The organism is Limnobacter parvus (assembly GCF_024623725.1).
GTDB classification, from domain to species: domain Bacteria; phylum Pseudomonadota; class Gammaproteobacteria; order Burkholderiales; family Burkholderiaceae_B; genus Limnobacter; species Limnobacter parvus.
In genome coordinates this window covers 307022-331603 of the sequence record NZ_JANKHG010000016.1, presented here as the reverse complement: position 1 = coordinate 331603, position 24582 = coordinate 307022, and the positions used below count along the sequence as shown (strand labels likewise).

Annotated in this window: 24 protein-coding genes; 12 read left to right on the top strand and 12 right to left on the bottom strand. The window is 53.1% G+C overall.

The genetic code is table 11. The features are described 5' to 3' along the window. Window positions 1-112: 112 nt before the first annotated feature. From NSP04_RS06845 to panD, 8 genes are all read left to right on the top strand, one after another. On the top strand, window positions 113-808 hold the full coding sequence (locus NSP04_RS06845; protein WP_257511598.1) for an HdaA/DnaA family protein: 696 nt from the start codon (window positions 113-115) through the stop codon (window positions 806-808). Continuing rightward, window positions 789-1454, top strand: a complete 666-nt coding sequence (locus NSP04_RS06840) for a histidinol-phosphatase (RefSeq protein WP_257511597.1) — start codon at window positions 789-791, stop codon at window positions 1452-1454. The genes NSP04_RS06845 and NSP04_RS06840 overlap by 20 nt, the downstream gene beginning before the upstream one ends. Further along, complete coding sequence (gene pcnB / locus NSP04_RS06835; protein WP_257511596.1) at window positions 1451-2908, top strand: polynucleotide adenylyltransferase PcnB; 1458 nt, start codon at window positions 1451-1453, stop codon at window positions 2906-2908. Before NSP04_RS06840 ends, pcnB begins: the two co-directional genes overlap by 4 nt. Further along, complete coding sequence (gene folK, locus NSP04_RS06830; protein WP_257511595.1) at window positions 2905-3396, top strand: 2-amino-4-hydroxy-6-hydroxymethyldihydropteridine diphosphokinase; 492 nt, start codon at window positions 2905-2907, stop codon at window positions 3394-3396. The genes pcnB and folK overlap by 4 nt, the downstream gene beginning before the upstream one ends. A gap of 74 nt (window positions 3397-3470) precedes the next feature. Further along, window positions 3471-4112, top strand: coding sequence for a deoxynucleoside kinase (locus NSP04_RS06825; RefSeq protein WP_257511594.1), 642 nt, complete (start codon window positions 3471-3473; stop codon window positions 4110-4112). Between the two features lie 19 nt (window positions 4113-4131). After that, window positions 4132-4962, top strand: coding sequence for a 3-methyl-2-oxobutanoate hydroxymethyltransferase (gene panB / locus NSP04_RS06820; RefSeq protein WP_257511593.1), 831 nt, complete (start codon window positions 4132-4134; stop codon window positions 4960-4962). Between the two features lie 7 nt (window positions 4963-4969). Further along, the gene (gene panC / locus NSP04_RS06815; protein WP_257511592.1) at window positions 4970-5821 is read left to right on the top strand and encodes a pantoate--beta-alanine ligase; all 852 of its coding nucleotides are present in this window, start codon (window positions 4970-4972) and stop codon (window positions 5819-5821) included. Next, window positions 5821-6201 (top strand): aspartate 1-decarboxylase, encoded by a 381-nt coding sequence (panD, locus tag NSP04_RS06810; protein ID WP_257511591.1) that lies wholly within the window; start codon window positions 5821-5823, stop codon window positions 6199-6201. Before panC ends, panD begins: the two co-directional genes overlap by 1 nt. A gap of 66 nt (window positions 6202-6267) precedes the next feature. Here panD and NSP04_RS06805 read toward each other — a convergent pair whose 3' ends face one another. From NSP04_RS06805 to NSP04_RS06765, 9 genes are all read right to left on the bottom strand, one after another. Next, a complete protein-coding gene (locus NSP04_RS06805) occupies window positions 6268-6924 on the bottom strand; it encodes a DUF1989 domain-containing protein (protein ID WP_257511590.1) in 657 nt (218 codons plus the stop codon). Beyond that, window positions 6921-7697: a guanitoxin biosynthesis heme-dependent pre-guanitoxin N-hydroxylase GntA gene (gene gntA, locus NSP04_RS06800; RefSeq protein ID WP_257511589.1), complete on the bottom strand. Its 777-nt coding sequence runs from the start codon at window positions 7695-7697 to the stop codon at window positions 6921-6923. Before gntA ends, NSP04_RS06805 begins: the two co-directional genes overlap by 4 nt. A 106-nt stretch (window positions 7698-7803) precedes the next feature. Next, window positions 7804-8829, bottom strand: coding sequence for an L-threonylcarbamoyladenylate synthase (locus tag NSP04_RS06795; RefSeq protein ID WP_257511588.1), 1026 nt, complete (start codon window positions 8827-8829; stop codon window positions 7804-7806). Beyond that, window positions 8816-9991, bottom strand: coding sequence for a 5-(carboxyamino)imidazole ribonucleotide synthase (locus NSP04_RS06790; RefSeq protein WP_257511587.1), 1176 nt, complete (start codon window positions 9989-9991; stop codon window positions 8816-8818). Before NSP04_RS06790 ends, NSP04_RS06795 begins: the two co-directional genes overlap by 14 nt. 17 nt (window positions 9992-10008) lie before the next feature. Beyond that, complete coding sequence (gene purE, locus NSP04_RS06785) at window positions 10009-10530, bottom strand: 5-(carboxyamino)imidazole ribonucleotide mutase (protein WP_257511586.1); 522 nt, start codon at window positions 10528-10530, stop codon at window positions 10009-10011. Window positions 10531-10534: 4 nt separating this feature from the next. Beyond that, a complete protein-coding gene (locus tag NSP04_RS06780; protein WP_257511585.1) occupies window positions 10535-11431 on the bottom strand; it encodes a phosphoribosylaminoimidazolesuccinocarboxamide synthase in 897 nt (298 codons plus the stop codon). A gap of 85 nt (window positions 11432-11516) precedes the next feature. Further along, complete coding sequence (gene fba / locus NSP04_RS06775; RefSeq protein ID WP_257511584.1) at window positions 11517-12581, bottom strand: class II fructose-bisphosphate aldolase; 1065 nt, start codon at window positions 12579-12581, stop codon at window positions 11517-11519. Between the two features lie 35 nt (window positions 12582-12616). Next, the gene (pyk, locus tag NSP04_RS06770; RefSeq protein ID WP_257511583.1) at window positions 12617-14083 is read right to left on the bottom strand and encodes a pyruvate kinase; all 1467 of its coding nucleotides are present in this window, start codon (window positions 14081-14083) and stop codon (window positions 12617-12619) included. Then, window positions 14083-15264, bottom strand: coding sequence for a phosphoglycerate kinase (locus NSP04_RS06765; RefSeq protein ID WP_306815275.1), 1182 nt, complete (start codon window positions 15262-15264; stop codon window positions 14083-14085). Before NSP04_RS06765 ends, pyk begins: the two co-directional genes overlap by 1 nt. Window positions 15265-15289: 25 nt before the next feature. Here NSP04_RS06765 and NSP04_RS06760 point away from each other — a divergent pair, with 25 nt between their 5' ends. Next, on the top strand, window positions 15290-15907 hold the full coding sequence (locus NSP04_RS06760; protein ID WP_257511582.1) for a rhomboid family intramembrane serine protease: 618 nt from the start codon (window positions 15290-15292) through the stop codon (window positions 15905-15907). Here the strand turns inward: NSP04_RS06760 and NSP04_RS06755 are convergent. The 3 genes from NSP04_RS06755 to tkt all read right to left on the bottom strand — a co-directional run bounded on the left by NSP04_RS06755 (window position 15864) and on the right by tkt (window position 21173). Continuing rightward, entirely contained in the window at window positions 15864-17705 is a 1842-nt protein-coding gene (locus tag NSP04_RS06755) for a S8 family peptidase (protein WP_257511581.1), read from the bottom strand. The genes NSP04_RS06760 and NSP04_RS06755 overlap by 44 nt on opposite strands. Window positions 17706-18113: 408 nt before the next feature. Next, window positions 18114-19124 (bottom strand): type I glyceraldehyde-3-phosphate dehydrogenase, encoded by a 1011-nt coding sequence (gap, locus tag NSP04_RS06750; RefSeq protein ID WP_257511580.1) that lies wholly within the window; start codon window positions 19122-19124, stop codon window positions 18114-18116. A 48-nt stretch (window positions 19125-19172) separates the two neighbouring features. Continuing rightward, window positions 19173-21173, bottom strand: coding sequence for a transketolase (gene tkt / locus NSP04_RS06745; protein ID WP_371824999.1), 2001 nt, complete (start codon window positions 21171-21173; stop codon window positions 19173-19175). A gap of 137 nt (window positions 21174-21310) precedes the next feature. On the opposite strand from tkt, the gene NSP04_RS06740 reads away from it, so the two are divergent. The 3 genes from NSP04_RS06740 (at window position 21311) to glyQ (ending at window position 24582) form a co-directional block, all read left to right on the top strand. Beyond that, window positions 21311-22114: a 16S rRNA (uracil(1498)-N(3))-methyltransferase gene (locus tag NSP04_RS06740; protein WP_257511578.1), complete on the top strand. Its 804-nt coding sequence runs from the start codon at window positions 21311-21313 to the stop codon at window positions 22112-22114. Next, window positions 22111-23577: an NAD-dependent succinate-semialdehyde dehydrogenase gene (locus NSP04_RS06735; protein WP_257511577.1), complete on the top strand. Its 1467-nt coding sequence runs from the start codon at window positions 22111-22113 to the stop codon at window positions 23575-23577. Before NSP04_RS06740 ends, NSP04_RS06735 begins: the two co-directional genes overlap by 4 nt. Window positions 23578-23655: 78 nt before the next feature. Further along, on the top strand, window positions 23656-24582 hold the full coding sequence (gene glyQ, locus NSP04_RS06730) for a glycine--tRNA ligase subunit alpha (protein ID WP_257511576.1): 927 nt from the start codon (window positions 23656-23658) through the stop codon (window positions 24580-24582).

Genomic DNA, 24582 nt, shown 5'->3' with positions numbered 1-24582 from the left:
GTTTTCAACCGCAAGCGCGAGTAGCCGTATTTTAACCGAGACGAGGCTTTAAAAGTGCCATTCAGGGGTATTATTGAGGGCTGCTTGATTCCCCTCCGCCTTGGCAATGCCCATGCAACAGTTGCTTCTCGATGTGTTCACGCCGCCAAGGCCCACGCTGTCCAATTTTTTGGTGGGTCAGAATGGTCAGCTTGTGCATGAACTGCAGCTGATGTTGAACAAGCAGGGTACAAGTCCTTTCATGTTTATTTATGGCCCGAAGGGCTGTGGCAAAAGCCACTTGCTGCGGGGTGTGGCAACCCAGTTGGGCGTAACAGTAACAGCAGGCAGCAACCGCTTTGTGTTTAAACAGGGCGAGCAGGCCTTGGTGATCGACAACATCGACCTGCTCACTCCCTATTCCCAGGTTCAGCTGTTCAATGCCTTTAATTCAAGCCTGGCAGAGAACAAACCCGGTAAAATCATTTTGGCCAGTGAGTTTCCAACACCTGATTTAAAGCTGCGTGACGACTTGCGCACGCGCATTGAAGCGGGCCTTTGCCTGCGGGTGCAACCACTTAGTGATCAGGAAAAACACGAAGCCTTGCAAGCCGTTGCGAGATCGCGCGGCCTGCAACTTAGCGAAGAAGTGATTGAATACGCCTTGCGCTACTTTCAACGGGACATGGGTTCCCTGATGGCGGTAATGGATGGTTTGGATCGCTTTTCCCTTGAACAACAAAAACCAGTCAGCGTGCATTTGCTGCGACACTGGATGAAACGACGAGAAAGTCTGGTAATTCGAGAATATGAAACTCGCACTGTTTGACCTGGACAACACCCTGTTGCCCATTGATTCTGACCATGGATGGTCGCAATTCCTGATCAACAAAGGAGTGCTGGACCGCGCTGAATTTGAAGCCCGCAACGACCAGTTTTTCGCGGACTACAAAGCGGGCACGCTCAATATCAATGAATTCTTAGACTTCCAGTTGCGCCCGCTGCGCGACAACAAACGTTCGCAACTGGCTGTTTGGCACAATGAGTTCATGGCAGAAGTGATTCGCCCCAACATCAAAGCCAGTGCGCTTGAATTGGTTAAACAGCACCAAGCTGAAAATGCAGTCTGCGTGATCATTACCGCCACCAACAGCTTCATTACCCAGCCCATTGCCAACGCCTTTGGCATTGAAGCCTTGATTGCTACTGAACCCGAACAAATTGACGGCGAATACACCGGAAAGGTGGTGGGCATACCCAGTTTTCGTGAGGGTAAAGTAGCGCGACTGAACGATTGGCTGGCCGAGAAAAACTGGACCATGGACAGCTTCGAAAGCAGCCATTTTTACAGTGACTCCATCAACGACTTACCGCTGCTTGAATGCGTAACACACCCAGTGGCCGCAAACCCCGACAACAAACTGACCGAGATCGCGAATGCCCGCGGCTGGCCAGTACTCGAATTGTTCAAATGATCAAAAAACTATTCAAGCGCATGTTTGCCAAGCCCGCCACGCTGGGGCGTGAGGCACCAAAACCCGCGGCCCACTTGAACATGGGTGAAACCAGAAAAGTGAAAGCCAGCTACGGTGTGCACAAACCCAAGGTGTGGGGCGTTGCTGAACACAAAATTGACCGCCATTTGGTTAGCCACAATGCCATTCGCGTGTGCGAAACTCTGCAAAGCAAGGGCTACAAGGCGTTTGTGGTCGGTGGAGCGGTGCGCGACCTGTTGCTGGGCATGCGCCCGAAAGATTTCGATGTGGCCACCGACGCCAGCCCTGAACAAACGCAACGCCTGTTTCGCCGCGCGCGGGTAATTGGGCGGCGCTTTCAGATTGTGCATGTCATGTTCGGCCCGGAAACCATTGAAACATCGACCTTCCGTGCGCTGGCCAGTGCCAGTAACGAGAAAGACGAACACGGCCGTGTGCTGCGCGACAATGAATTCGGCCGGCAAGATGAAGATGCGTCCCGCCGAGATTTCACTGTCAATGCAATGTACTACGACCCCAGTACTGAAACAGTTTGGGACTACCACCACGGCATGGAAGACCTGCGCGCCCACACCCTTCGCATGATTGGCGAGCCCAGCCTGCGATACCGCGAAGACCCTGTGCGAATGCTGCGCGTGGTTCGTTTTGCAGCCAAGCTGAATTTTTCAATTGAACCCGCCACTTACGCGCCGATTGCCGAGCTTTCAGGCCTGCTGCGCAATGTACCGGCTTCCCGCCTGTTCGATGAAATGCTAAAACTGCTGATGAGCGGTTCCGCCATGGCCTGCCTGAAAGGCCTTCGCGAAGCGGGTTTGCACCATGGCGTGTTCCCCTTGCTTGATGCCATTTTGGAACACCAACGCGGCGAGCCCTTCCTTACCGAGGCATTGGCCCGAACCGACAAACGCGTGAAAGACGGTAAACCACTAAGCCCCGGTTTCCTGTTTGCCTGCTTGCTGTGGCATTTGGTCCTTGAAAGCTGGGAAGAAAAACTGGAGCAAGGCGAATTGAAATTCCCCGCCCTGTTTGCCGCCATGGACGATGTATTGGCCGAGCAAGCCGAGCGCACTGCAATTCCGCGTCGCCTGACTGGTGACATGCGTGAAATTTGGGCATTTCAGCCCAGGTTTGAGAAACGCGCTGGCAAAGCCCCGTTTCGCATGCTGGAACAGCAAAAATTCCGCGCATCACTTGATTTTTATGAATTGCGCGCCATGGTTGGCGACATTGATGCCGACACCGAGCTTGCCGAGTGGTGGCGTGAATTCAGTGATGGGGACGTGAACAATCGCCAAAACATGCTGGACGCGCTGCGGGGCACACCCGCCGGTACAGATGGCGCAGCCAAGAAAAAACGACGACGCAGAAAACCAAAAAGCGCACAGGGCGAAAGTCAACGCACACCCGCTGAGCAAGGGCAGCAAGGCGAGTGAACTGTACTGACCAGCAAACCGTTTGTTACCTGGGTTTGGGTGGCAATTTGGGCCACCCCATGGCCTTGTTCGATGAAGTGGTGGAAAATTTCCGGCTGCATCCCTTGGCTGCCGGGGTAAAGGAATCACCACGCTATCGAAGTGCTCCGGTGGACGCCACCGGACCTGACTATGTCAATTCCGTGCTTGAAGTGTATTGGCTGGGAAATGCCGAAGAGCTGTTGCAAGCGTGCCTTGGTCTGGAGGCACAACTTGGCCGGGTAAGAACCACGCGCAATGCCCCCCGCCCCATTGATGTGGATGTGCTCTTGGTGGGCATACAAACCGTTAATACCGAAAGCCTGACAGTGCCGCACCCGCGCATGCACCTACGCCGCTTTGTGCTTGAACCCTTGTTGAAATTAAACCCAACCGCACAAATACCGGGCAAAGGTTTCGCAGAGGGTTTTTTGCCAGCTACACAGGACCAGATCGTCACGGCAATTTGAGCTATTTTTCCAATACCCGCTTCACCCGTGCGCTACACTGAGGCCGCGCGCAAGCCATCGACCGGAGAATTAATTTGTTGTCTGAAAAGTATCGCCACATTGTGATTGAAGGCCCGATTGGCGTGGGGAAAACCTCACTGGCCCGATTGATCGCCCAGCGATTCCAGGCTGAACTGCTGCTTGAAAAACCGGAAGACAACCCCTTTCTAGAAAAGTTTTACCAGGAACCGGCCCGCTACGCCCTGCCCACGCAATTGTTTTTCCTGTTTCAACGCATTGGCCAGTTGCGTGATTTAACCCAGCGCGACTTTTTCGAGAACATGGTGATCAGTGATTTTTTGCTGGAAAAAGACCGTATGTTCGCCAGCCTGACGCTGGACGAAGAAGAACTTAAACTGTACCAACAAATTTACCAACACCAAAGCCCGCAAACCAGCGTGCCCGATTTAGTGATTTACCTGCAAGCCTCGCCACAGGCCTTAATCGAGCGCGTTCAAAAGCGGGCGACACCTTTTGAGGCCAACATCACCGAGGCGTATTTGTCGCAACTCAGCGATGCTTACAGCCGCTTTTTCTACCACTACGACGACGCGCCGCTGTTGATCGTGAACACAGAACACCTGAACCCGGTTGACCATTCTGAAGACTTCGAATTGCTGTTGAATCAAATCGATGGCATGAAAGGCCGTCGCGAATTTTTCAACTGGTCCGAATAAACACCCTGAGAGAATCACCATGAGCGCACAGCCCCAAGCCTCAGCAACAAATGCCCGCAAGGCCATTACCTTGCCCGCACTGCTTGAGATGAAGAAGAATCAGGAAAAGATTGCCATGCTGACCTGCTACGACGCCTGCTTCGCAAGCGTATTGGATGCCAGCGGTGTCGATATTTTACTGATTGGCGATTCACTAGGTATGGTGCTTGCCGGCATGCCCAGTACCCTGCCGGTGACCATGGACATGATGGAATATCATACCCGTTGCGTGGCGGCGGGCAGCAAGAATGCGTTTGTGGTGGCTGACATGCCATTTGGCAGCTACCAGGAAAGCGTTGAGCAAGCGTATAAAAACGCTGCACGACTGATGGCCGCAGGCGCGAACATGGTGAAACTGGAAGGAACTGCCTGGCTTGCACCCACAGTGGAATACCTGACCACCCGCGACATTCCGGTGTGTGCACACTTGGGCTTGACACCGCAATCGGTCAGCGCACTGGGCGGCTACCGTGTACAGGGCCGCGACGCCAAGGCTGCAAAAATATTGAAAGTGAATGCCAAAGCCATGCAGGAAGCAGGCGCGCAACTGGTGTTGTTTGAATTGATACCGGGCAAACTGGCTGCCGATATTTCTAAAAGCCTGACCGTGCCCACCATTGGTATTGGCGCCGGGGTTGATTGTGACGGACAAGTTTTGGTGCTTCACGACATGTTGAATGTGTTCCCAGGCAAGAAACCCAAGTTTGTACGTAATTTCATGGATAATCAGCCCTCGATTCAAGCCGCCGTGCAGGCCTATGTGTCTGCGGTGAAAGACAAGACTTTCCCGACGGTCGAACACACATTCTGAGCAATTAATGAGACAGATTTCTTCCATTACCGAGCTGCGCGATCAGTTGCGTGGCCAAAACCGGGTGGCCTTTGTGCCCACCATGGGCAATTTGCATGAAGGGCACATGTCGCTGATGCGCATTGCCGCCAAACATGGCGACCCCGTGGTGGCCAGCGTATTCGTTAACCGCCTGCAGTTTGGCCCCAATGAGGACTTCGACAAATACCCGCGCACCATGCAAGAAGATGCGGAGAAGCTGGAAAAAGAACAGGTGTACGTGATGTTCGCGCCCACCGAGCGCGACCTGTACCCTGAACCGCAAGACTACCGGGTGAAACCGCCAGATGACCTGGGCGGCACGCTGGAAGGTGAGTTTCGCCCCGGGTTTTTTGAAGGTGTAAGCACGGTGGTGACCAAGCTTTTCAACTGCGTGCAGCCCAAAGTGGCGGTGTTCGGCAAGAAAGACTACCAACAGTTAATGATTATTCGCCGCTTGGTGGCGCAATTGGCCATGCCCATTGAAATTATTGCCGCACCCACAGTACGGGCTGAAGATGGTTTGGCACTGTCTTCGCGCAACCGCTACCTAAGTGAACAAGACCGTGCCGAAGCACCGTTTTTGTATCAACTTTTGAATGATCTCTCGAATCAGGTAAAATCGGGTCGCCCGAATTTGGCGCAGTTGGTACAATTGGAAGTTAAGTGCGCAGAAACATTAGAGAATCGTGGCTGGAAGCCCGATTATTTCGAGGTACGCAGGCAAGCCGACCTGCAGCGCCCCACCGACGAAAACCTGTCCGATCAAACGCCGCTGGTTATTTTGGCCGCGGCCAAGCTGGGTCAAACTCGCCTGATCGACAATCTGGAGATTAACTGATGCATCGTGAGATGTTGCTCGGAAAAATTCACCGAGCCAAAGTAACCCACTGCGAACTGCACTACGAAGGTTCTTGCGCGATTGATGAAAATCTACTTGAAGCATCGGGCATTATCGAGTTTCAACGCATTGATATCTATGTGATCGACAACGGCGAGCGCTTCTCCACCTATGCCATCAAGGGCGAGCGTGGAAGCGGCATGGTTTCGTTGAACGGCGCAGCAGCGCGCCGGGCCCAGAAAGGCGACTTGGTGATTATTGCAGCGTATGGCACCCTAGACGATGCGGAATGCAAAACATTCCAGCCAAAGCTCGTGTTCGTGGACGACAACAATGTGATTGCCGAGCAGCGGGGCCATATTCCTACACAACAGATGTAAACAAACGCCGCCGTCACCCTCCGTTTAAACGGTAAGGACGGCAACGTCAATTGTCGTTACTTCAACTTATGTTGCTGCCGACACCTCATACAAATCGGCTGTTGATTCAGGGTTCGGTTCAATCCTGAAATCAATCGGCTTGTACTTAAAGTTATTCGACTGCCCTGCGGAACAGGCTGTCAAGCCGACCACCAAATCCATTTCTGCACGCAATCGAATGTAATCACCGGGCTTGCTTAATGGTGGCCGCACCGAAATTTTTCCGGTCTCGGCACTCATTTCCACATTCATAAAAACATTGAATGCGATGGGAATGCGATCCACGCCAATGCCGTACTTCTCCAGAACTTTGACCAGGTTGCCTTCGCACCCAGGGCGCCATTGGGTTTCGCCGTAAAGAATAAAAAACGTTTCTTTTGAACAGGGTGTCAGCGTGAAATCGTGCCGCCCGCAGGTGTCTTCAAGAATGGTGAACATCGGTTTGCTTCGGTTGGAATACAAAACGTCTCCCGCGCTGAGCCACATTTTAGATGCGTAATCGATTGATCGACCCGACGACATGAATTCGCTCAAATTGCCTTTGGAAAAGGCAACCAGATCACCAACTTGCTCGCCTTGCGGATCAATGATGACAAGTTCTTCCCCTGCACTTACTTCGAAGGAGTGGGCAGAACAAGGTCTTATGCGCGTATTCAGCTGTACTTCTTCCAGAATACTGCTCATGATGTGCGCGCCTCTTCGAAATTAAACGGACATTCCCAGTCAGCACCAACCTTGCGACCACTGTATTGCCTTGCTTCGCTGTTGCTACCGAAATCGGCAAGATTGGGATTGATTGTGCCCTGCAGGGCAACATCGCGTTTGCGTGTGGCCTTTTGCATTTTGGCGTACCGCCCATCGGCGCGCAGCCTTTCAAACTGTGTGTGAGAATTGAAAACAAGCACTGGGCATTGAAACTGTCTTGCCATTCGGGACGAATCCGGGTGCAAACCAATCACAAAGAAGGGGTGCCCCGCCAAACTCAAACTGAAGTGAGGGCTGGCTGCATCGCTGCTAATGCTGGATGCGGCTGGTGCCCCACGTTCCACATCAAGAATGTGAAGGTTATACAGCTGAGTCCACAACATGTTTTCAAATTGAAGCTCATTAAGTCGACTCGGCCCAGAAAACAAAGCAACAAAAGAATGCACCTTTGAAGTGTCAGACTCGCAAGCCTCCATCATTGCCACAAATTCCTCCAAAGAATTCAGCAATGCGGGGCCATTGCCTGAATCGTCCAAATTTCCGAATTCATAGACATGAATTTCCCCACGGGCCAAAGCGGCCTTTGCACCCACGCACGGAAAGGAATCATCATCCACAAACTCAAAAAATTGGTCGACCAAGGATTCGTCATTATTTGGACGCTTAAAAAGCCCTCGACCTTCCCCACGATAAACAGGTTGAACGCGCGCCAAAGCGCTGTGATTTGAAACAATTGCTGAAACTGGGTGCATATCGGCTCCGTTTAGTTTTGTATAAACTAATCGTAACTGCCTGAATTTTCGGTGTATGTGGGACGAATACGAAAGCGATGTAGGCGAATTCTTGCAGAATTCGGCCTTATGCAGCGGCGCGTTTTAACCGGTCACTTACGGCTTCCCAATCTGTGTGGCTGGCTGGTTTTTCAAACAAAATCTGCTTGCAAGCCAGTTCATCAGCCTGCCGCAAAGTGGCATACAGGGCTTTTGCTACCTCGGCTGCATTGTTATTCAAGGCTTCTATCTGCACATCCGCATTCAGTTCTCGCAGTGTGTTGGCCTGTGTCAAAAACTCATCTGACCAACCCACGCACAATGTTTTCTGATTTACGGACCAATGAATCAAATCGCTGGCTGAAAGAATCAAAACCTTTGCATCCGGACTGTAATGCTTTTCCAAAGCGCCCGACACGCGTGGATTGGCATTCGGAGTTTTAGACACTTCGCTGTGGGTTTTCACTTGAACACCCAACACCGCTTCGATCTGCGCAGCAGTAATTGCACCGGGTCGCAGTATGGCGGGCTGGTCGTTCAACAGCGAAACTATGGTGGACTCAATGCCCACTTCAGGCACCTCACCATCAAGAATGTAAGGGATGCGATTACCGAGTTCTGCGACCACATGGGCCGCGCGAGTTGGGCTTACTCGCCCGAACCGGTTGGCAGAGGGCGCCGCCACCGGCACGCCCACCGCCTTTAACAACGACATGGCCACCGGGTGCGATGGGCATCGAATACCAACCGAATTCTGCCCGCCGGTGACTTCCAAAGGCATGCGTTCACCTTTCGGCACAACCAGGGTTAGGGGCCCCGGCCAAAAAGCATCAATCAGCTTTTGCATGGTGGGTGTAACTCGATCAACCCAGCCGGTTAAATCCGCACCTGGCGCAATGTGTGCGATCAGCGGGTGTTCAGAAGGGCGGCCTTTGGCTTTGAAAATTTCATGAATAGCAGGTAACTCAGTGACCGCAGCCCCCAAGCCAAATACGGTTTCTGTGGGAAATGCCACCAATTGCCCTTGCAGCAAAGCCTTGGCACCACGCTGGATATTGGCCAATGTGGCGGGCATTAACTCGGCGTACGAAAGGTGTGGGTCAGTCGTCGTCATCACCAATGCCCAAAATATCGCGCACTTCCTGGGCAACGGTTAAAGCACGGTCCAGTGTTTCGGCAATCACTGTGATGTGGCCCATTTTGCGCCCCACTCTGGCTTGTTCTTTCCCGTACAAATGCAGTTTCACTTCAGGTATGGCCAATACTTTTTCCCAAGCGGGTTCACGCTCCATGCCTTCTTCGCTGTACCAAAGGTCGCCCAACAAATTCACCATCACGGCTGGGCTGTGTTGGCGAGTGTCCCCCAAAGGCAGGCCGGCAAGCACACGGGCCTGCTGCTCGAATTGGCAGGTTACACAAGCATCAATGGAGTAATGTCCGCTGTTGTGGGGGCGCGGTGCAATTTCATTGACCACCAGGCCCAATTCATCAACCACAAAAAACTCCACGCAGAGCACACCGACGTAATCGAGCGCGCCAGCAATGGCGATCGCATTGGAACGGGCTTGCGCAGCCATTGCATCGTCAATTCGTGCCGGCACAATTGTGGTGGCCAGTATGCCTTTGCGGTGGTGGTTTTCGGCCACGGGAAAAGTGGCACATTCTCCCTTGTGATCGCGGGCCACGATTACCGACATTTCTTTTTGAAGCGTCAGGCGCTTTTCCAGCACGCATTCGACTTCATTCAAATCAGCGAATGCCTTTCGCACTTCATCCAGCGTTTTGACACGGACCTGACCTTTGCCGTCATAGCCGAGCCTTGCTGTTTTAACAATGCCGGGCATCAAATCAGACAGTGTGTCTGTGATGTCGGCCTTGCTGCGAATTGCCACATGAGGGGCCACAGGCACGCCGCACCCGCTAATGTACGCTTTTTCTTCAATTCGGTTTTGAGCAATGCCCACGGAAAAAGCCGACGGGCTAACGGGAATGCTTTTCGACAGGGTATCGAGCGCCAAAGCAGGCACGTTCTCGAATTCAGTGGTTACACCAATGCAGCGCTGGGCAAGTTTGGCCAAGCCTTGATCGTCCATGTAATCAGCCAACACCTGGTCGTCGGCCACCGAACCGGCCGGACCGTTGGCCACGGGATCTAGCACCAATACACGGTAACCCATGCTTTGCGCGGCCATGCAGAACATGCGGCCCAATTGGCCACCACCCAACAAGCCCAGCCATTGGCCGGGTTTGGCTGTTTTGAATTCGATCTTGCTCATGTGTGTGGTTTAGATAATCAACGCAATGGGGGCAGTGCCATTTCGCGGGCCACATTGGACTGGGCCACACGGAATTCCTGCAATTTCTGATTCAATTCAGCATTGGTCAAGGCCAAAATAGCCACTGCACCCAAAGCTGCATTGGCCGCGCCCGCTTCACCGATTGCGAAGGTGTGCACCGGGATGCCCTTGGGCATTTGTACAATCGACAATAGCGAATCTTCACCACGCAAATACTTGGATGGCACAGGCACACCCATCACAGGCACAATCGTTTTGGCTGCCAACATGCCTGGTAAATGCGCAGCACCACCGGCTCCGGCGATAATCACTTGTATGCCCCGTGTACTGGCTGTTTCCGCGTAGGCAAACATTTCATCGGGCATGCGGTGGGCAGAGACCACACGCGCCTCGTAATCCACGCCAAAATCGCGCAGCACCTGCACGGCGTTTTTCATCACTTCCCAGTCGGAAGACGAACCCATGACCACGCCCACTTTGGGATGGTCAGATGTGTGCATGTGTGTGACTTCTGTCATGTGCTTATCCAATCCAAAGGCGGCCAGTCAAAATTTCATAGGCCTGGCGATACTTGGCCGCTGTTTTTTCAATGATGTCTTGTGGCAGTGTAGGCGCTGGCGCCTTTTTGTTCCAGCCCGGCACGCCTTCGAGGTAATCTCGCACAAACTGTTTGTCGTAAGAAGGTGGGGAAATGCCCACCTGGTATTGATCTGCGGGCCAAAAACGTGATGAATCAGCGGTTAGCACTTCATCCATCAGGGTCAAAGTGCCGTTTTCATCCAGACCAAATTCGAATTTGGTGTCGGCAATAATAATGCCTTGGCGCGCTGCATAGTCGCTGGCCTTGGTGTACAGCGCAATCGACACTTCCCGAATTTGTTTGGCCAGGTCGCAGCCCACCACGTCGCTCATGGTGTCAAAGTCGATGTTTTCATCGTGTTCGCCCATGGCTGCTTTGGTGGCTGGCGTGAATATGGGTTCTTCAAGCTTGGCGGCCATCTGCATGCCCGAGGGCAGTTTGATACCGCACACCGCACCGGTGGACTGGTAGTCTTTCCAACCCGAACCGATCAAATAACCACGCACCACGGCCTCAATGGGCAGGGCTTTCAGCTTTTTCACCACCATTGAGCGGCCTTTGATGTGCGCGGCTTCATCGGCAGACACCACGTTCTCAGGAGCAATACCGGTCAAATGATTGGGCACTACATCAGCCAGAATATCGAACCAGAACTGGGCCATTTGGGTCAATACCATGCCTTTTTCGGGAATGGGTTGATCCAGAATGACATCGAATGCAGACAAGCGGTCGCTGGCCACAATCAACATTTTGTCGTCGCCGACTGAAAAATTTTCCCGTACCTTTCCTCGGTGCAGCAAAGGCAGGGAAGTCAGCTTGGTTTCAAACACAGTACTCATTCAACAGGCCTCGTGATATTCAGGCTTTTAAAATAAAACACGCGGGGCATTGCCCGCGTGAGCTTCTACAGGCATTAAACGCCGCTTACTGTACGATTTGGGCCAACTCGCCCCGTGCGTATTTTTGCGCAATTTCACTCATTGCGATGGGCTTGATCTTGGCCCCCTGACCTTCACAACCAAATTCCATGTAGCGCTGCTTGCACACCTGCTTGGCCGCTTCGCGAGCGGGCTTTAACCATTCACGCGCGTCAAACTTGTCGGGGTTTTCAAACAGGAATTTGCGCACCGCACCTGTCATGGCCAGACGAATGTCGGTGTCGATGTTGATTTTGCGCACACCGTACTTAATGGCTTCCTGAATTTCTTCTACGGGCACACCGTAGGTTTCTTTCATTTTTCCGCCGTACTGGTTGATGATGGCCAACAATTCGGCAGGCACTGACGATGAACCATGCATTACCAAGTGGGTATTCGGGATGCGGGCGTGAATTTCTTTAACCCGTGAAATGGCCAGAATATCGCCTGTGGGCTTGCGGCTGAACTTGTAAGCGCCATGGCTGGTACCAATGGCAATCGCCAATGCGTCAAGTTGCGTACCTTTTACAAACACTGCAGCCTCTTCAGGGTCAGTCAGCATTTGACTGTGGTCCAGTTTTACATCAGCGCCAATGCCGTCTTCCTCACCAGCTTCGCCAGTTTCCAGATTACCCAGGCAACCCAATTCGCCTTCAACGGTCACGCCAACTTTGTGAGCCATTTCAACCACTTTGCGGGTTACTTCCAGGTTGTAATCAAATGAGGCCGGGGTTTTGCCATCTTCCATCAGGGAGCCGTCCATCATCACTGAGCCAAAGCCCAAATCGATTGCGCCTTGGCAAATCTTGGGGCTGGTGCCGTGGTCTTGATGCATCACCAAAGGAATGTGTGGGAAGGCTTCTACAGCAGCCTGAATCAGGTGTTTGATAAAAGGCTCACCTGCGTATTTGCGGGCACCCGCACTGGCTTGCAAAATAACGGGGGCACCCACTTCATCAGCGGCGGCCATTACAGCTTGAACCTGTTCAAGGTTGTTTACGTTGAAGGCGGGAATGCCATAGCCGTTTTCAGCGGCATGGTCCAGCAGTTGGCGCATGGATACTAAAGGCATTTCAGAATCTCCGAAAAATAAAATGAATAAATAACTTAATTCAGCAGGCCGATGTGTTCGCCAACGCGAACAATCTTCATGGTGTTGGTACCGCCCGATTTACCGATCGGTTCACCGATAGTAATTACAATCAGGTCGCCCAGTTCCACCACTTTGGCGTCCAGCAAGGCCTGTTCGGATTTGGCAAGCAACAATTCACGGTCTTCAGTTTCATACTGCATCATGACAGTGCGTACATCGCGGTACATCGACAAGCGGCGGCGGGTTTTTTCTTCAGGCGTTAGCGCAAAGATGGGCACACCGCTGTTCAGACGCGACATCCACAAGGCTGTTGACCCCGACTGAGTAAGTGCAGCAATCGCCTTCACTTCCAGATGATGTGCCGTGAAAAGGGCCGCCATGGCAATGGATTGATCCACCCGCTTGAACTTGCGATTCAGAAAATCGGTGTCGAGGCTGATGGTGGCTGACTTTTCAGCCTCTACGCACACCCGGGCCATTGCCACAATGGTTTCTACCGGGAACTTGCCTGCAGCAGTTTCAGCAGACAACATTACAGCATCGGTGCCATCCAGCACCGCATTCGCCACATCCGAGACCTCGGCACGCGTGGGCACTGGGCTTTCAATCATGCTTTCCATCATTTGCGTGGCAGTGATAGTTAGCTTGTTGGCTTCACGGGCTGCGCGAATAAGCCGCTTTTGGGCAGCAGGCACGGCTGCATCGCCGATTTCAACGGCCAGGTCGCCACGGGCCACCATCAGGCCGTCGCATGAACGAATAAGGTCATCCAGATTTTCAAGTGCTTCACAACGTTCAATCTTTGCGATCATGAAGGCATGACCACCGGCGGCGCGCGTAAGCTCGCGGGCCATGTACATGTCAGCGCCACTTTTCGGGAAGCTGACCGCAATGTAATCAGCTTCAAAAGCAACTGCCGTGCGAATGTCTTCCATGTCTTTGGAAGTCAGCGCTGGTGCGGACAAGCCTCCACCCAGCTTGTTGATGCCCTTTCGGTTTTTCAGCACACCGCCTACTTCAGTTTCACAATGAATTTGCGTGGGGGTGACCTTCTTTACTTTAAGTACAATTTTGCCGTCGTCCAGCAACAGTGTGTCGCCAGCTTTTACATCATTGACCAATTCGGGATAATCCAGACCAACACGCTCGTCGTTACCGGAATCGCATTTGGCTTCCAGCACGAAGGGGGTACCGTTCACCAGCGTGGTTGAACCGTTTGCAAACACACCAATTCGAATTTTCGGGCCCTGCAAGTCGGCCATCACAGCAATGTCACGTTTCAATCGTGCAGCAATCTCACGCACTGTTTTCACGCGATCAATGTGTTCCTGAGCCGTGCCGTGCGAGAAATTGACACGCACCACATTCATGCCAGCGGCAATCATGCGTTCGAGGACTACCGGATCGGTCGAGGCCGGCCCCAGTGTGGCCACAATTTTGGTTTGACGGGGCACGTATTCGTAGTTCTCTAGGTTGGCCATTAAGCAGCTCGCTGTTGAAGAATTTCGACCGCTGGCAACGTTTTGCCTTCCAGAAACTCAAGGAATGCGCCACCACCGGTGGAAATGTAACCGACCTGCTCGCCAATGTTGTATTTGGCGATTGCAGCCAGGGTATCGCCGCCACCCGCAATCGAAAACGCTTTGGAATTGGCAATCGCCATGGCCAGGCGTTCAGTGCCTTTGCCAAACTGATCAAATTCAAACACACCCACTGGTCCATTCCAAACGATGGTCCCTGCTTTGTCCAAGATGGCAGCCAGTTCTTCGGCAGTGTTCGGGCCAATGTCGAAAATCATGTCATCTGCCGCCACGTCTGCAACCGGCTTGGTCGTGGCCTGCGCAGTGGGCGAAAATTCCTTGCCCACCACCACATCGGTGGGAATGGGCACGGCAGCACCGCGTGACTTCAACTTGTCAATAATGGTTTTAGCCTCATCGACCAAATCATGTTCCGCCAGCGATTTACCAATGGGCATACCCAAGGCCTTCATGAAGGTATTGGCAATGCCTCCACCGACAATCAACTGGTCTACCTTATCAGCCAGGCTATTCAAAATGGTCAGCTTGGTAGACACCTTGGAGCCCGCCACAATTGCCACCATGGGGCGTTTGGGTGCAGAGAGCGCTGCGCCCAAAGCGTCAAGTTCAGCGGCAAGCAAAGGACCTGCACAGGCGATGGGAGCGAATCTAGCGGCGCCATGCGTGGTCGCTTCAGCGCGATGCGCTGTGCCAAAGGCATCGTTCACGTAGATGTCGCAGAGGGCTGCAATTTTGGTCGCAAGTGCCTCGTTGTTGTTCTTCTCACCTTTATTGAAGCGGCAGTTTTCGAGCAACAGCACTTCACCGGCCTTCGCGTCCACACCGTCCACCCAATCTTTTACTACGCGAACGGGTCGACCCAGCAGCTCACCGAGACGAGTGGCCACAGGCGCTAAACTCAGTTTGTTGTCGTACTCGCCTTCAATAGGGCGGCCGAAGTGACTTGTCAACATCAGCGCGGCGTTGTTGTTTAGGCAGTATTCAATGCCGGGCAAAGATGCACGAATGCGGGTGTCTTCCGTGATGTTGCCATTTGCATCCACTGGCACGTTAAAATCGACGCGGATCAGTACACGCTTGTTGGATACGTTTTGGTCAGTAAGGCGCAGGAAACGCAACATCGTTTTTAACTCTCAAGGAAGGTTATTGGAAACAATCCGGAATTATAACGCCACCAGCCCGCTTTTCCTTGGGATTGCATCTTCCTTGGTGATTGGAATCGCAGCGGTGTTCGGGCAGGTTCTTGCTGCCGACTTCCCGCAGCAAGGGCTTGATTTAATTGACTCATTCTTCATTTATGCCCTGCTTGCGCAATTCACGCACTTGGGCTGGGCGCACCTTGGCTTGAACCTTGCAGGTTTGGCCATGCTGACATGGGGATTTGCAAGCCAGCGCACTTCGTTGGAATGGACCACGATACAGGCTGTGTCATTGGTCTGGGTAGCTGTTTACCTTGCCGGGATTGAGCCTCTGGATTGGTATTGTGGGCTAAGTGGTGCCCTGCACTTTCAGTTCACGGCCTGCCTGGTACTTGCCCTTCAAAGAAGCCCTAGAAACCTAAAAATCGCTTGGCCATTGTGGGCAATGGCACTGGGTTTGATCGCAAAACTGGCACTGGAATGGAATTTGGGCCACAGCACCGATTCATTGGTGGGCGGCCCCGTCGCCTATGAAGCTCACCGGGGCGGAGCCTTGGGGGGCCTCGTTGCCGGCGTCTTGTTTATCGTGCTTTCACACTTTCGAAAGCGCGACGGTTCAAATTAAACAGGGTGAGCAAGAGGGCCAGGCCCAACAAGCCAGCCAACGTATTTGCACCGCCACCTCCACCACCTCCGCCGGCAGAAACTGAAGCAGTCGAGCCCGAGCTGTTGTCTGTGGTGGGTGCTGTGGTTCCACCTGAATTCGCGCTGGCGATTGAACTAGGCGAGCTACCATCGTCCCCATTTGCCACTACACGAATCGATGTGAAGCCACTGTGGCTTTCACCCACGGAATCGGTCACCGTGAGCTGGAAAACAAGATCAGATGTTGAGCTGGCTGCGGGCAAATCTACATCGGCAGTGGTTTGCGTGCCTGTCATCACTTGTTCACCTGAGACCTGAGTCCAGGCATAGGAAGCCACGCTGCGACCTGACAGTACACTGCTTGCTGAACCCCTCAAACGGATGGGGTTCAAACCATTCGCGCTTTCCTGAAAACCGCTTCCCAACAAACCATTCGCAGAAACTGAGGCATTGGCCACTGGGCGAGTGCCCCGCACTGAAGATACCGCTGCGTAGGCATCAAGCATGCCCGCACCACAAAGGGCCGTGGTGCAGTTACAGCTTCCCGAACCTTGGTTCGCCACACACGTGCTGCTGCGCGGGCTTAAAAAACCAGAAACATTGTTTAAAATCTGGCTGCGCAACTGCGCAGTGGTCAACGTGGGGTCGATGGCACGCATCAAACCAGCGGTGGCGGCCACCAACGGTGAGGCAAATGAAGTTCCTGTTTTGCTGACGAGGCTGGATGCGGCTGGGTTAGTGGTACCCGAATTACCCAGACCAACCAAACCATTGTTAAAGCCGCCAGGTGCCATCAAACTGACGTTGGCCCCTATGGCGCTGTAACTTGCGCGGCTGCCATCCCGATCCAAAGCGCCCACTGAAAGAACATTGCTGCAATTGGCGGGGGAATCAACTGCGCCGCCGCTGTTGCCCGCAGCTGCCACAACCAAAGAGCCAGCTGCATTCACCCGGTTTACCACGGTTTGCTCAAAAGAACTACAAGATGTGGAACTACCCAGACTCAAATTGATGACATCGGCGGGGTTTGGATTGCGGGGTATTCCTGGAACATCAAGCCCGGCCGACCACACCATGGCGTCCAGCACATCAGACAACAGCCCACCACATTTGCCCAACACGCGCACTGGCAGCACTTTCACGTTCCAATCGGCGCCTGCCACATCAGAATCGCTGTGTGTGTTCGCCGCAATTTGACCGGCCACGAATGTGCCATGCCAGCTTGAGCTTCTTACCGTGCAACCCGAAAACGCGGATGTTTCTGCATCAGCACTGCTGATCCAGTTGCCCGGGTCAGCAGCGTTGGCGTCGCGGCCATTTCCATCGTTGGCGGTGAGCACATCGGAAACAAAGTCGTAACCACTGAGTAAACGCCCCCTCAAATCGGGCGTTTCGAATACCACGCCGGTGTCCAACACAGCCACCACCACATCAGCACTGCCCCGAACAATGTCCCAAGCTTGGTCAAATTTCGCACCCGCCGTGTTTGCAGTAGAGCGCAAGGACCATTGATTTGAAAATGTCGGGTCGTTTGGCGTGGCAAATGCACGCATGGGTCGGTCTTCGATTGCAAATTCCACCTCGGGGTCGCTGGCCAAACGGTTCAACATGGATTGTTGATCAGATTGCCGCACGCCGCTGCCCCACCTCATCACATGAGTGCCCACTGTGCCGGCACGCAGCCAGGTGGCATGCACGTTGTTGCGGTCCACCACCTCGGCCAAAAATTCACCTTCTTTTTCAAGGCGACGCACGGTAGGCGCATTACTTAATTCCACTGAATTTTTCAGCTTAATGATAAATTGACCCCCACCGCTTTGTGCATGGGCCGGTGATGTCAAAACAAACCAAAATATGAACAGCACGCACAGCACCACAATTCGGGTCGGTGTTAATTTTTGCTTTTTGGGTCTGAACGTCAACATGGCATTACTCACTTGTCTGGATAAGTTCAGGTTACCGAGCGAGCAGCGCAATCATTTTGTCGAATAGAAAGCAGAACGGAGTCTACTTCTCACTCACTGCATGTGGAACCTTTGAATACCTGTAAAACGGCATGAAACGTGGGTTCCGCGATGGTCAATAGGGGTGGGGATACCCGCAAAAGGGGGAGGTTTCTTGAAGAAAAAAGGAATAAAAAAACCGGGCGCTTGGCCCGGTTTCTTTTTGAAGAACCGCTTTGGGATTTACTTGGCGTTCATCAGTGCGACTGTGGTGTCCAACATGCGGTTGGAGAAACCCCACTCGTTGTCGTACCAGCTGGACACTTTCACCAGCCTGCCGCTGACCTTGGTCAGTGTGGCATCAAACGAGCTGGAAGCCGGATTGTGGTTGAAGTCGATCGACACCAAAGGTGCTTCGTTGTACTCCAGCACGCCTTTCAAGGGGCCTTCCGCAGCGGCTTTCAAAATGCTGTTTACTTCTTCCACTGTGGTGTCGCGCTTGGCAATGAACGACAAATCAACCATTGAAACGTTGATGGTGGGTACGCGCACGGCGTAGCCGTCCAGCTTTCCATTCAGTTCTGGCAACACCAAGCCGACTGCTGCTGCCGCACCAGTTTTGGTGGGGATCATGCTCATGGTGGCTGAACGCGCGCGGCGCAGGTCTTCGTGGTACACATCGGTCAACACTTGGTCGTTGGTGTAGGCGTGAATGGTAGTCATCAAACCTGTTTCCAGGCCGATTACATCATTCAAAGGCTTAACCATCGGGGCCAGGCAGTTGGTGGTGCAAGAGGCATTGGAAATCACCGTGTCTGTGCTTTTCAGAACATTGTGGTTTACGCCGAATACAACAGTGGCGTCGACATCTTTACCGCCGGGAGCGGAAATGATCACTTTCTTGGCGCCGCCTTTCAGGTGGGCAGATGCTTTTTCCTTGGAAGTGAAAAAGCCGGTGCATTCCATCACTACATCCACGCCCAACTCACCCCATGGCAGTTCAGCCGGGTTGCGGTTGGCCAACACCTTGATTTTGTCGCCATTTACAACCATGTAATCGCCATCGACAGCCACAGTGCCCGGAAAACGGCCATGAGCAGTGTCATATTGAGTCAAGTGGGCATTGGTGTTGGGGTCGCCCAAGTCGTTAATTGCCACGATTTGAATGTCGTGTTTTTTACCGCCCTCGTAATGGGCACGCAGTACATTTCGGCCGATGCGGCCATAGCCGTTAATCGCTACGCGAATGGTCATGACAAATCTCCTTAAAGTAAATCGAATAATGTGTTTCTTAGGCTGTGTTTATTGCGTAAGCAACGCCAGCGCTGCCTCAGTGAATTTTTCAGAAGTCAAACCAAAGTGCTTGAACAAAGCGCCCGCAGGTGCTGATTCACCAAAGGTGCTCATGCCCAGTACAGTACCTTTTACGCCAGCCTGCGCAATGTACTTGTACCAGCCGTCGGTCATACCGGCTTCAATCACCGCAATTGGCGCTGTCCCCAGCACTTCTGCCTTGTAAGCAGCGCTTTGACGATCGAATACATTGGTTGAAGGCATCGAAACCACGCGTGCAGCAACGCCCTTTTCAGTCAGGGCTTTTTGCGTGTTCATGGCGATTTCAATTTCAGAACCTGTGGCAATCAAGGTGATTTTGGCATTCGGCGCATCGGCCAACACGTAGCCGCCCTTGGCAATTGAATTCAACACCACTTCGGAACGAGCCAGGAATGGCAGATTTTGGCGGCTGAACAACAAAGAACTTGGACCGTCTCTCCGCATCACGGCTGAATTCCAGGCAGCCATTGATTCCACTGAATCGGCCGGGCGCCACACGTCCATATTGGGCAGCAAGCGCAAAGTGGCTGCATGCTCTACAGGCTGGTGAGTTGGGCCGTCTTCACCCAAGCCGATTGAATCGTGGGTGAATACGAAAATATTGCGCTTTTTCATTAACGCTGCCATGCGCAAGGCATTGCGGCTGTAATCCGAGAATGTCAGGAATGTGGCACCAAAAGGAATGTAGCCACCGTGCAGGGCCACGCCATTCAAAGCAGCGCTCATGCCGAACTCACGCACACCCCAGTTCACATGGTTACCTGCGGTGAAGCCTTCCGCATTGCGGCGCACTGCCACACACTTGGCCCAGTTGGTCAGGTTTGAACCTGTCAGGTCGGCAGAACCGCCCAGCAGTTCAGGCAATTCGGCAGCCAGCAAGGTAATTGCGTTTTGGCTGGCTTTGCGGGTGGCGATGGTTTCGCCTTTGGCGGCCACTTCAGCCAGCAAACGCGCCGCAGTTTGTTCAAACTGGGCAGGCAGGTCGCCGGCCATACGGCGCTTGAATTCAGCGGACTTGGCCGGGAATTTGGCGCTGTAAGCAGCAAACAGTTTGTCCCAAGCGGACTGGCGGGCCGCGCCTTCAACCTGCGCATCCCAAGCGTTGTAAACCTCGGCGGGAATATCAAATGGTCCGTGTTCCCAGCCAATCGCAGCGCGCGTCGCTGCAATTTCAGCATCGCCTAAAGGTGCGCCGTGTACTTTGTCAGTTCCCGCCAAATTGGGCGAACCTTCGCCGATATTGGTTTTGCAGCAAATCAGGGTGGGGCCTTTGTCCAGCGCAGCGTTCTGCTTGGCCTGTGCGATGGCGGTATCCACGGCGTCTACATCGTGCCCATTCACATTGGGAATAACGTTCCAGCCGTAAGCCTCAAAGCGCTTGGGCGTGTTGTCGGCAAACCAGTGTTCCACTTCACCGTCAATTGAAATGCCGTTGTCGTCGTACATCACGATGAGTTTGGACAATCCCAAAGTACCCGCCAGCGAGCAGGCTTCATGGGAAATACCTTCCATCAAACAACCATCGCCCAAAAACACGTAGGTATTGTGATCCACCACCGGGAAGCCTGCTTCATTGAATTCAGCGGCCAGCAGTTTTTCAGCCAAGGCAAAACCCACCGCGTTGGCAATACCCTGCCCCAGCGGGCCAGTTGTGGTTTCTATACCGGGGGTGATGTCCACTTCGGGGTGGCCGGGTGTTTTAGAATGCAACTGGCGGAAATTTTTCAATTCTTCGATCGGCAGGTCGTAACCGGTCAAATGCAGCAGCGCATACAACAGCATGGAACCGTGGCCGTTGGACAACACGAAGCGGTCGCGATCAGCCCAAAGCGGGTTTTGCGGATTGTGCTTCAGGTGGCGCGCCCACAGGGCAACAGCGATTTCGGCCATGCCCATTGGCATGCCGGGGTGACCGGATTTGGCGGCTTGAACTGCATCCATGGCGAGCGCGCGAATCGCGTTGGCCATGTTCTTTGACGAAGAGGACATAGGTATGGGGATTGAGGGTTATGCCTGTGGCAAAGTTGGAAAAAAATGAATTTTATCAAAGCTATCCGTGTAAAGCGCCCCCTCGCGGACAAACCACTGAATAAAGACTGGTAAACATGAAACAAGACAATGGCAAGCGGCTGCCCCGCTTCCTGCTAGAACACTGCAACAGCGTGGGCCAAGTGCTTGATCTGCCTGATGACTTGATGCATTACGCCTCGCGGGTTCTGCGTTTACGCGACGGCGAAGTACTTCGGGTGTGGAATGGCCATGGGGCTGAATTCAAAGCCAGCGTGCATTACCTTTCGAAAAAGCTGGCCCAGGTACACATTGGCGAGCAACTAATCACGACTGATACAGAATTGAACAGGTCTGTGCATGTGCTTCAAGCCCTGCCGGAAAGCGACAAAATGGACTGGGTGCTTGAAAAATGCACGGAATTGGGCGTTGCAGGCTTTCACCCCGTGCAGGCCCAGCGCAGCGTGGTTAAACTGGAAGGCGAGCGGGCCAGCAAACGGCAAAGCCATTGGGAACGCGTGGTACTGGCCGCCAGCCTGCAAAGCGAGAGGGTACAGTTGCCCAAGGTGGAATCGGTAAAATCACTGAAAACCGCTTTCGAAACAATTGTTGAAACCTGGCCCAACGCCCAAGTGCTTTGGTTTACGCCACAGGCAACCAATCCCCTTAGGCAGTGGGCCGCCGAAATTGTGCCGAATGTTACTAATGCGCCCTTGTTCATCTGTGTGGGCCCGGAAGGTGGCTGGTCGCCTGAAGAAACAGCCCTGGCCTCTGAAATGGGTGCATTGCCGCTGAACTTTTCGCAACGCATATTACGAACTGAAACATTTGCAGTGGCCTGTGTAGCGCAACTTACCGCCCTGCTAAACCTAGAAGCAAACCAATCAGAGAGACAGAAATGAGCAGTACCATCGAATTTAAGAACCCAAGCCTGTTGCAAACCAACCCTTTTGTGTATGGCAGCTTTCATGAATGCGAAAGCCACTTCCCCGTTGACAATCCCTCTACCGGTGAAACCATTGCACAGGTGGGTAACGCGTCCATTGCGTTAACACACGACGCTATTTTGTGTGCTGAAAAAGCCCTGGTGAACTGGCGCAATACCACCGCCAAAAGCCGTGCACAAATAATGCGAAAGTGGTTCGATTTGATCATTGAGAATGCCGATGATCTTGCGTTTTTGATGACCCTGGAACAAGGCAAACCCCTGGCCGAGGCCAAAGGCGAAGTAATTTACGGCGCCAGTTTTGTAGAATGGTTTGCCGAGCAGGCCAAGCGAATTGAAGGCAGCGTGCTTGAATCGCCCCAACTGGGCCGTGAACTGCTGGTACTGAAACAGGGCATTGGGGTTTGCGCTGCCATTACGCCATGGAACTTCCCAATTGCCATGATTACCCGCAAGGTGGCGCCTGCCTTGGCCGCAGGCTGCACCGTGGTCATCAAGCCTGCGGAGCAAACCCCACTTAGCGCCTTGGCTTTGGCTGAATTGTCCCGCCAAGCCGGTTTTCCTGCAGGCGTGCTAAATGTAATTACAGGCGATGCCGATCAATCCATCGAAATTGGCAAAGTACTGTGTGAAAGCGACATTGTGCGCAAACTTACCTTCACCGGCAGCACCGAAGTGGGTCGAATCTTGATGCAGCAATGCGCCCCAACGATTAAGAAACTGAGCCTTGAACTGGGTGGTCACGCGCCATTCATCGTCTTCGAGGACGCTGATTTGGACAAAGCTGTCGAAGGCCTTGTGGCTTCGAAATTCCGCAACGCTGGCCAAACCTGCGTGTGCACCAACCGTATTTACGTGCACCGCAGTGTGCAAACAGCGTTTGCTGAAAAATTACTGGCCAAAGTGGCCGCACTGGAAGTCGGCGATGGCCTGAAAACCAAGGCAAGCATTGGCCCCATGATTGATGAACACGCAATTGCCAAAGTTCAAAAGCACGTGGATGACGCGCTGGAAAAAGGTGCCAAATTGCTGCATGGCGGCAAGCCTCATGAATTGGGCGGTCGCTTTTTCCAGCCCACCTTGATCGACAATGCAGACCACCGCATGCTGGTGGCGCAGGAGGAAACGTTTGGGCCACTTGCCGCCATCTTTCCTTTCGACACAGAGGAACAAGCAATCAACCACGCCAACAACACCCCCTTTGGCTTGGCCGCTTACTTTTACACCGAAAATTCGGCCCGCACTTTCCGTGTGGGTCGTGCGCTGGAATATGGCATGGTCGGCATCAATGTGGGCGTGTTTTCCAATGAGGTTGGGCCGTTTGGCGGCGTGAAGCAGTCGGGCCTGGGGCGGGAAGGTTCGGTGTGGGGCATTGAGGAGTTTCTAGAAATGAAGTACCTGTGCATTGGCACGCTTTAAGTTCGAAAACCCTGCCCAACCATTACAATACGGCGTAACTGAAGTACAAACACTGATTCACGAAGGACATTGGCGCACATGCAAAAGAAACCGTTGACCTTTCAACAGGCCATTTTGACCCTGCAAAATTACTGGGACCAACAAGGTTGCGCCCTGTTGCAACCCTTTGACATGGAAGTGGGCGCGGGAACAAGCCACACTGCCACCTTCTTGCGCGCCCTAGGCCCCGAGCCCTGGAACGCAGCATATGTGCAACCTTCTCGCCGCCCCAAAGATGGCCGCTATGGCGAAAACCCCAACCGCTTGCAGCATTACTACCAGTTTCAAGTGGTGCTAAAGCCATCGCCTGAGAACATCATTGATTTGTACTTGGGCAGCCTTGAAGCCCTGGGCATCGACACACAGCAAAATGACATTCGCTTTGTAGAAGACAACTGGGAAAACCCAACCTTGGGTGCGTGGGGACTGGGTTGGGAAGTGTGGTTGAACGGCATGGAAGTGACCCAATTCACCTACTTTCAGCAAGTGGGTGGCTTGGACTGCTCGCCCATTCTTGGCGAAATCACATACGGCATTGAACGCCTCACCATGTATTTGCAAGGCAAAGAAAATGTCTACGACCTGGTGTGGACCGAACGTGAAGAAAAAGGCGTTAAGAAAGTGCTGACTTATGGTGATGTGTTTCATCAAAACGAGGTGGAACAATCCACGTATAACTTTGAACACAGCAATGCCGACATGTTGTTCCGCCACTTTGGCGAATACGAAGCTGAAGCAAAGAACCTGATTGAAGTGGGCTTGGCCCTGCCCGCCTATGAAATGATTTTGAAAGCTGCACACACATTCAACCTGCTGGATGCACGTGGCGCCATTTCTGTGACTGAACGCGCTGCCTACATCGGCCGCATTCGTGCATTGTCTCGTGCTGTAGCGCAGGCTTACTTTGATTCCCGCGAAAAGCTGGGTTTCCCCATGTGCAACACCCCCAACACACAAGCTGCCTGA

Excerpts from the sequence above, each read along its gene's own strand:
- gap (WP_257511580.1), bottom strand. The coding sequence starts at position 19,124 with ATGACCATTCGCGTAGCGATTAACGGCTATGGCCGCATCGGCCGAAAT.
- panD (WP_257511591.1), top strand. The coding sequence starts at position 5,821 with ATGCATCGTGAGATGTTGCTCGGAAAAATTCACCGAGCCAAAGTAACC.
- NSP04_RS06765 (WP_306815275.1), bottom strand. The coding sequence starts at position 15,264 with ATGTTGCGTTTCCTGCGCCTTACTGACCAAAACGTATCCAACAAGCGT.
- NSP04_RS06845 (WP_257511598.1), top strand. The coding sequence starts at position 113 with ATGCAACAGTTGCTTCTCGATGTGTTCACGCCGCCAAGGCCCACGCTG.
- glyQ (WP_257511576.1), top strand. The coding sequence starts at position 23,656 with ATGCAAAAGAAACCGTTGACCTTTCAACAGGCCATTTTGACCCTGCAA.
- NSP04_RS06790 (WP_257511587.1), bottom strand. The coding sequence starts at position 9,991 with ATGAGCAAGATCGAATTCAAAACAGCCAAACCCGGCCAATGGCTGGGC.
- NSP04_RS06780 (WP_257511585.1), bottom strand. The coding sequence starts at position 11,431 with ATGAGTACTGTGTTTGAAACCAAGCTGACTTCCCTGCCTTTGCTGCAC.
- NSP04_RS06735 (WP_257511577.1), top strand. The coding sequence starts at position 22,111 with ATGAGCAGTACCATCGAATTTAAGAACCCAAGCCTGTTGCAAACCAAC.
- pyk (WP_257511583.1), bottom strand. The coding sequence starts at position 14,083 with ATGGCCAACCTAGAGAACTACGAATACGTGCCCCGTCAAACCAAAATT.
- fba (WP_257511584.1), bottom strand. The coding sequence starts at position 12,581 with ATGCCTTTAGTATCCATGCGCCAACTGCTGGACCATGCCGCTGAAAAC.
- tkt (WP_371824999.1), bottom strand. The coding sequence starts at position 21,173 with ATGGCCAACGCGATTCGCGCGCTCGCCATGGATGCAGTTCAAGCCGCC.
- panC (WP_257511592.1), top strand. The coding sequence starts at position 4,970 with ATGAGACAGATTTCTTCCATTACCGAGCTGCGCGATCAGTTGCGTGGC.
- panB (WP_257511593.1), top strand. The coding sequence starts at position 4,132 with ATGAGCGCACAGCCCCAAGCCTCAGCAACAAATGCCCGCAAGGCCATT.
- NSP04_RS06840 (WP_257511597.1), top strand. The coding sequence starts at position 789 with ATGAAACTCGCACTGTTTGACCTGGACAACACCCTGTTGCCCATTGAT.
- purE (WP_257511586.1), bottom strand. The coding sequence starts at position 10,530 with ATGACAGAAGTCACACACATGCACACATCTGACCATCCCAAAGTGGGC.
- gntA (WP_257511589.1), bottom strand. The coding sequence starts at position 7,697 with ATGCACCCAGTTTCAGCAATTGTTTCAAATCACAGCGCTTTGGCGCGC.
- pcnB (WP_257511596.1), top strand. The coding sequence starts at position 1,451 with ATGATCAAAAAACTATTCAAGCGCATGTTTGCCAAGCCCGCCACGCTG.
- NSP04_RS06795 (WP_257511588.1), bottom strand. The coding sequence starts at position 8,829 with ATGACGACGACTGACCCACACCTTTCGTACGCCGAGTTAATGCCCGCC.
- NSP04_RS06740 (WP_257511578.1), top strand. The coding sequence starts at position 21,311 with ATGAAACAAGACAATGGCAAGCGGCTGCCCCGCTTCCTGCTAGAACAC.
- NSP04_RS06805 (WP_257511590.1), bottom strand. The coding sequence starts at position 6,924 with ATGAGCAGTATTCTGGAAGAAGTACAGCTGAATACGCGCATAAGACCT.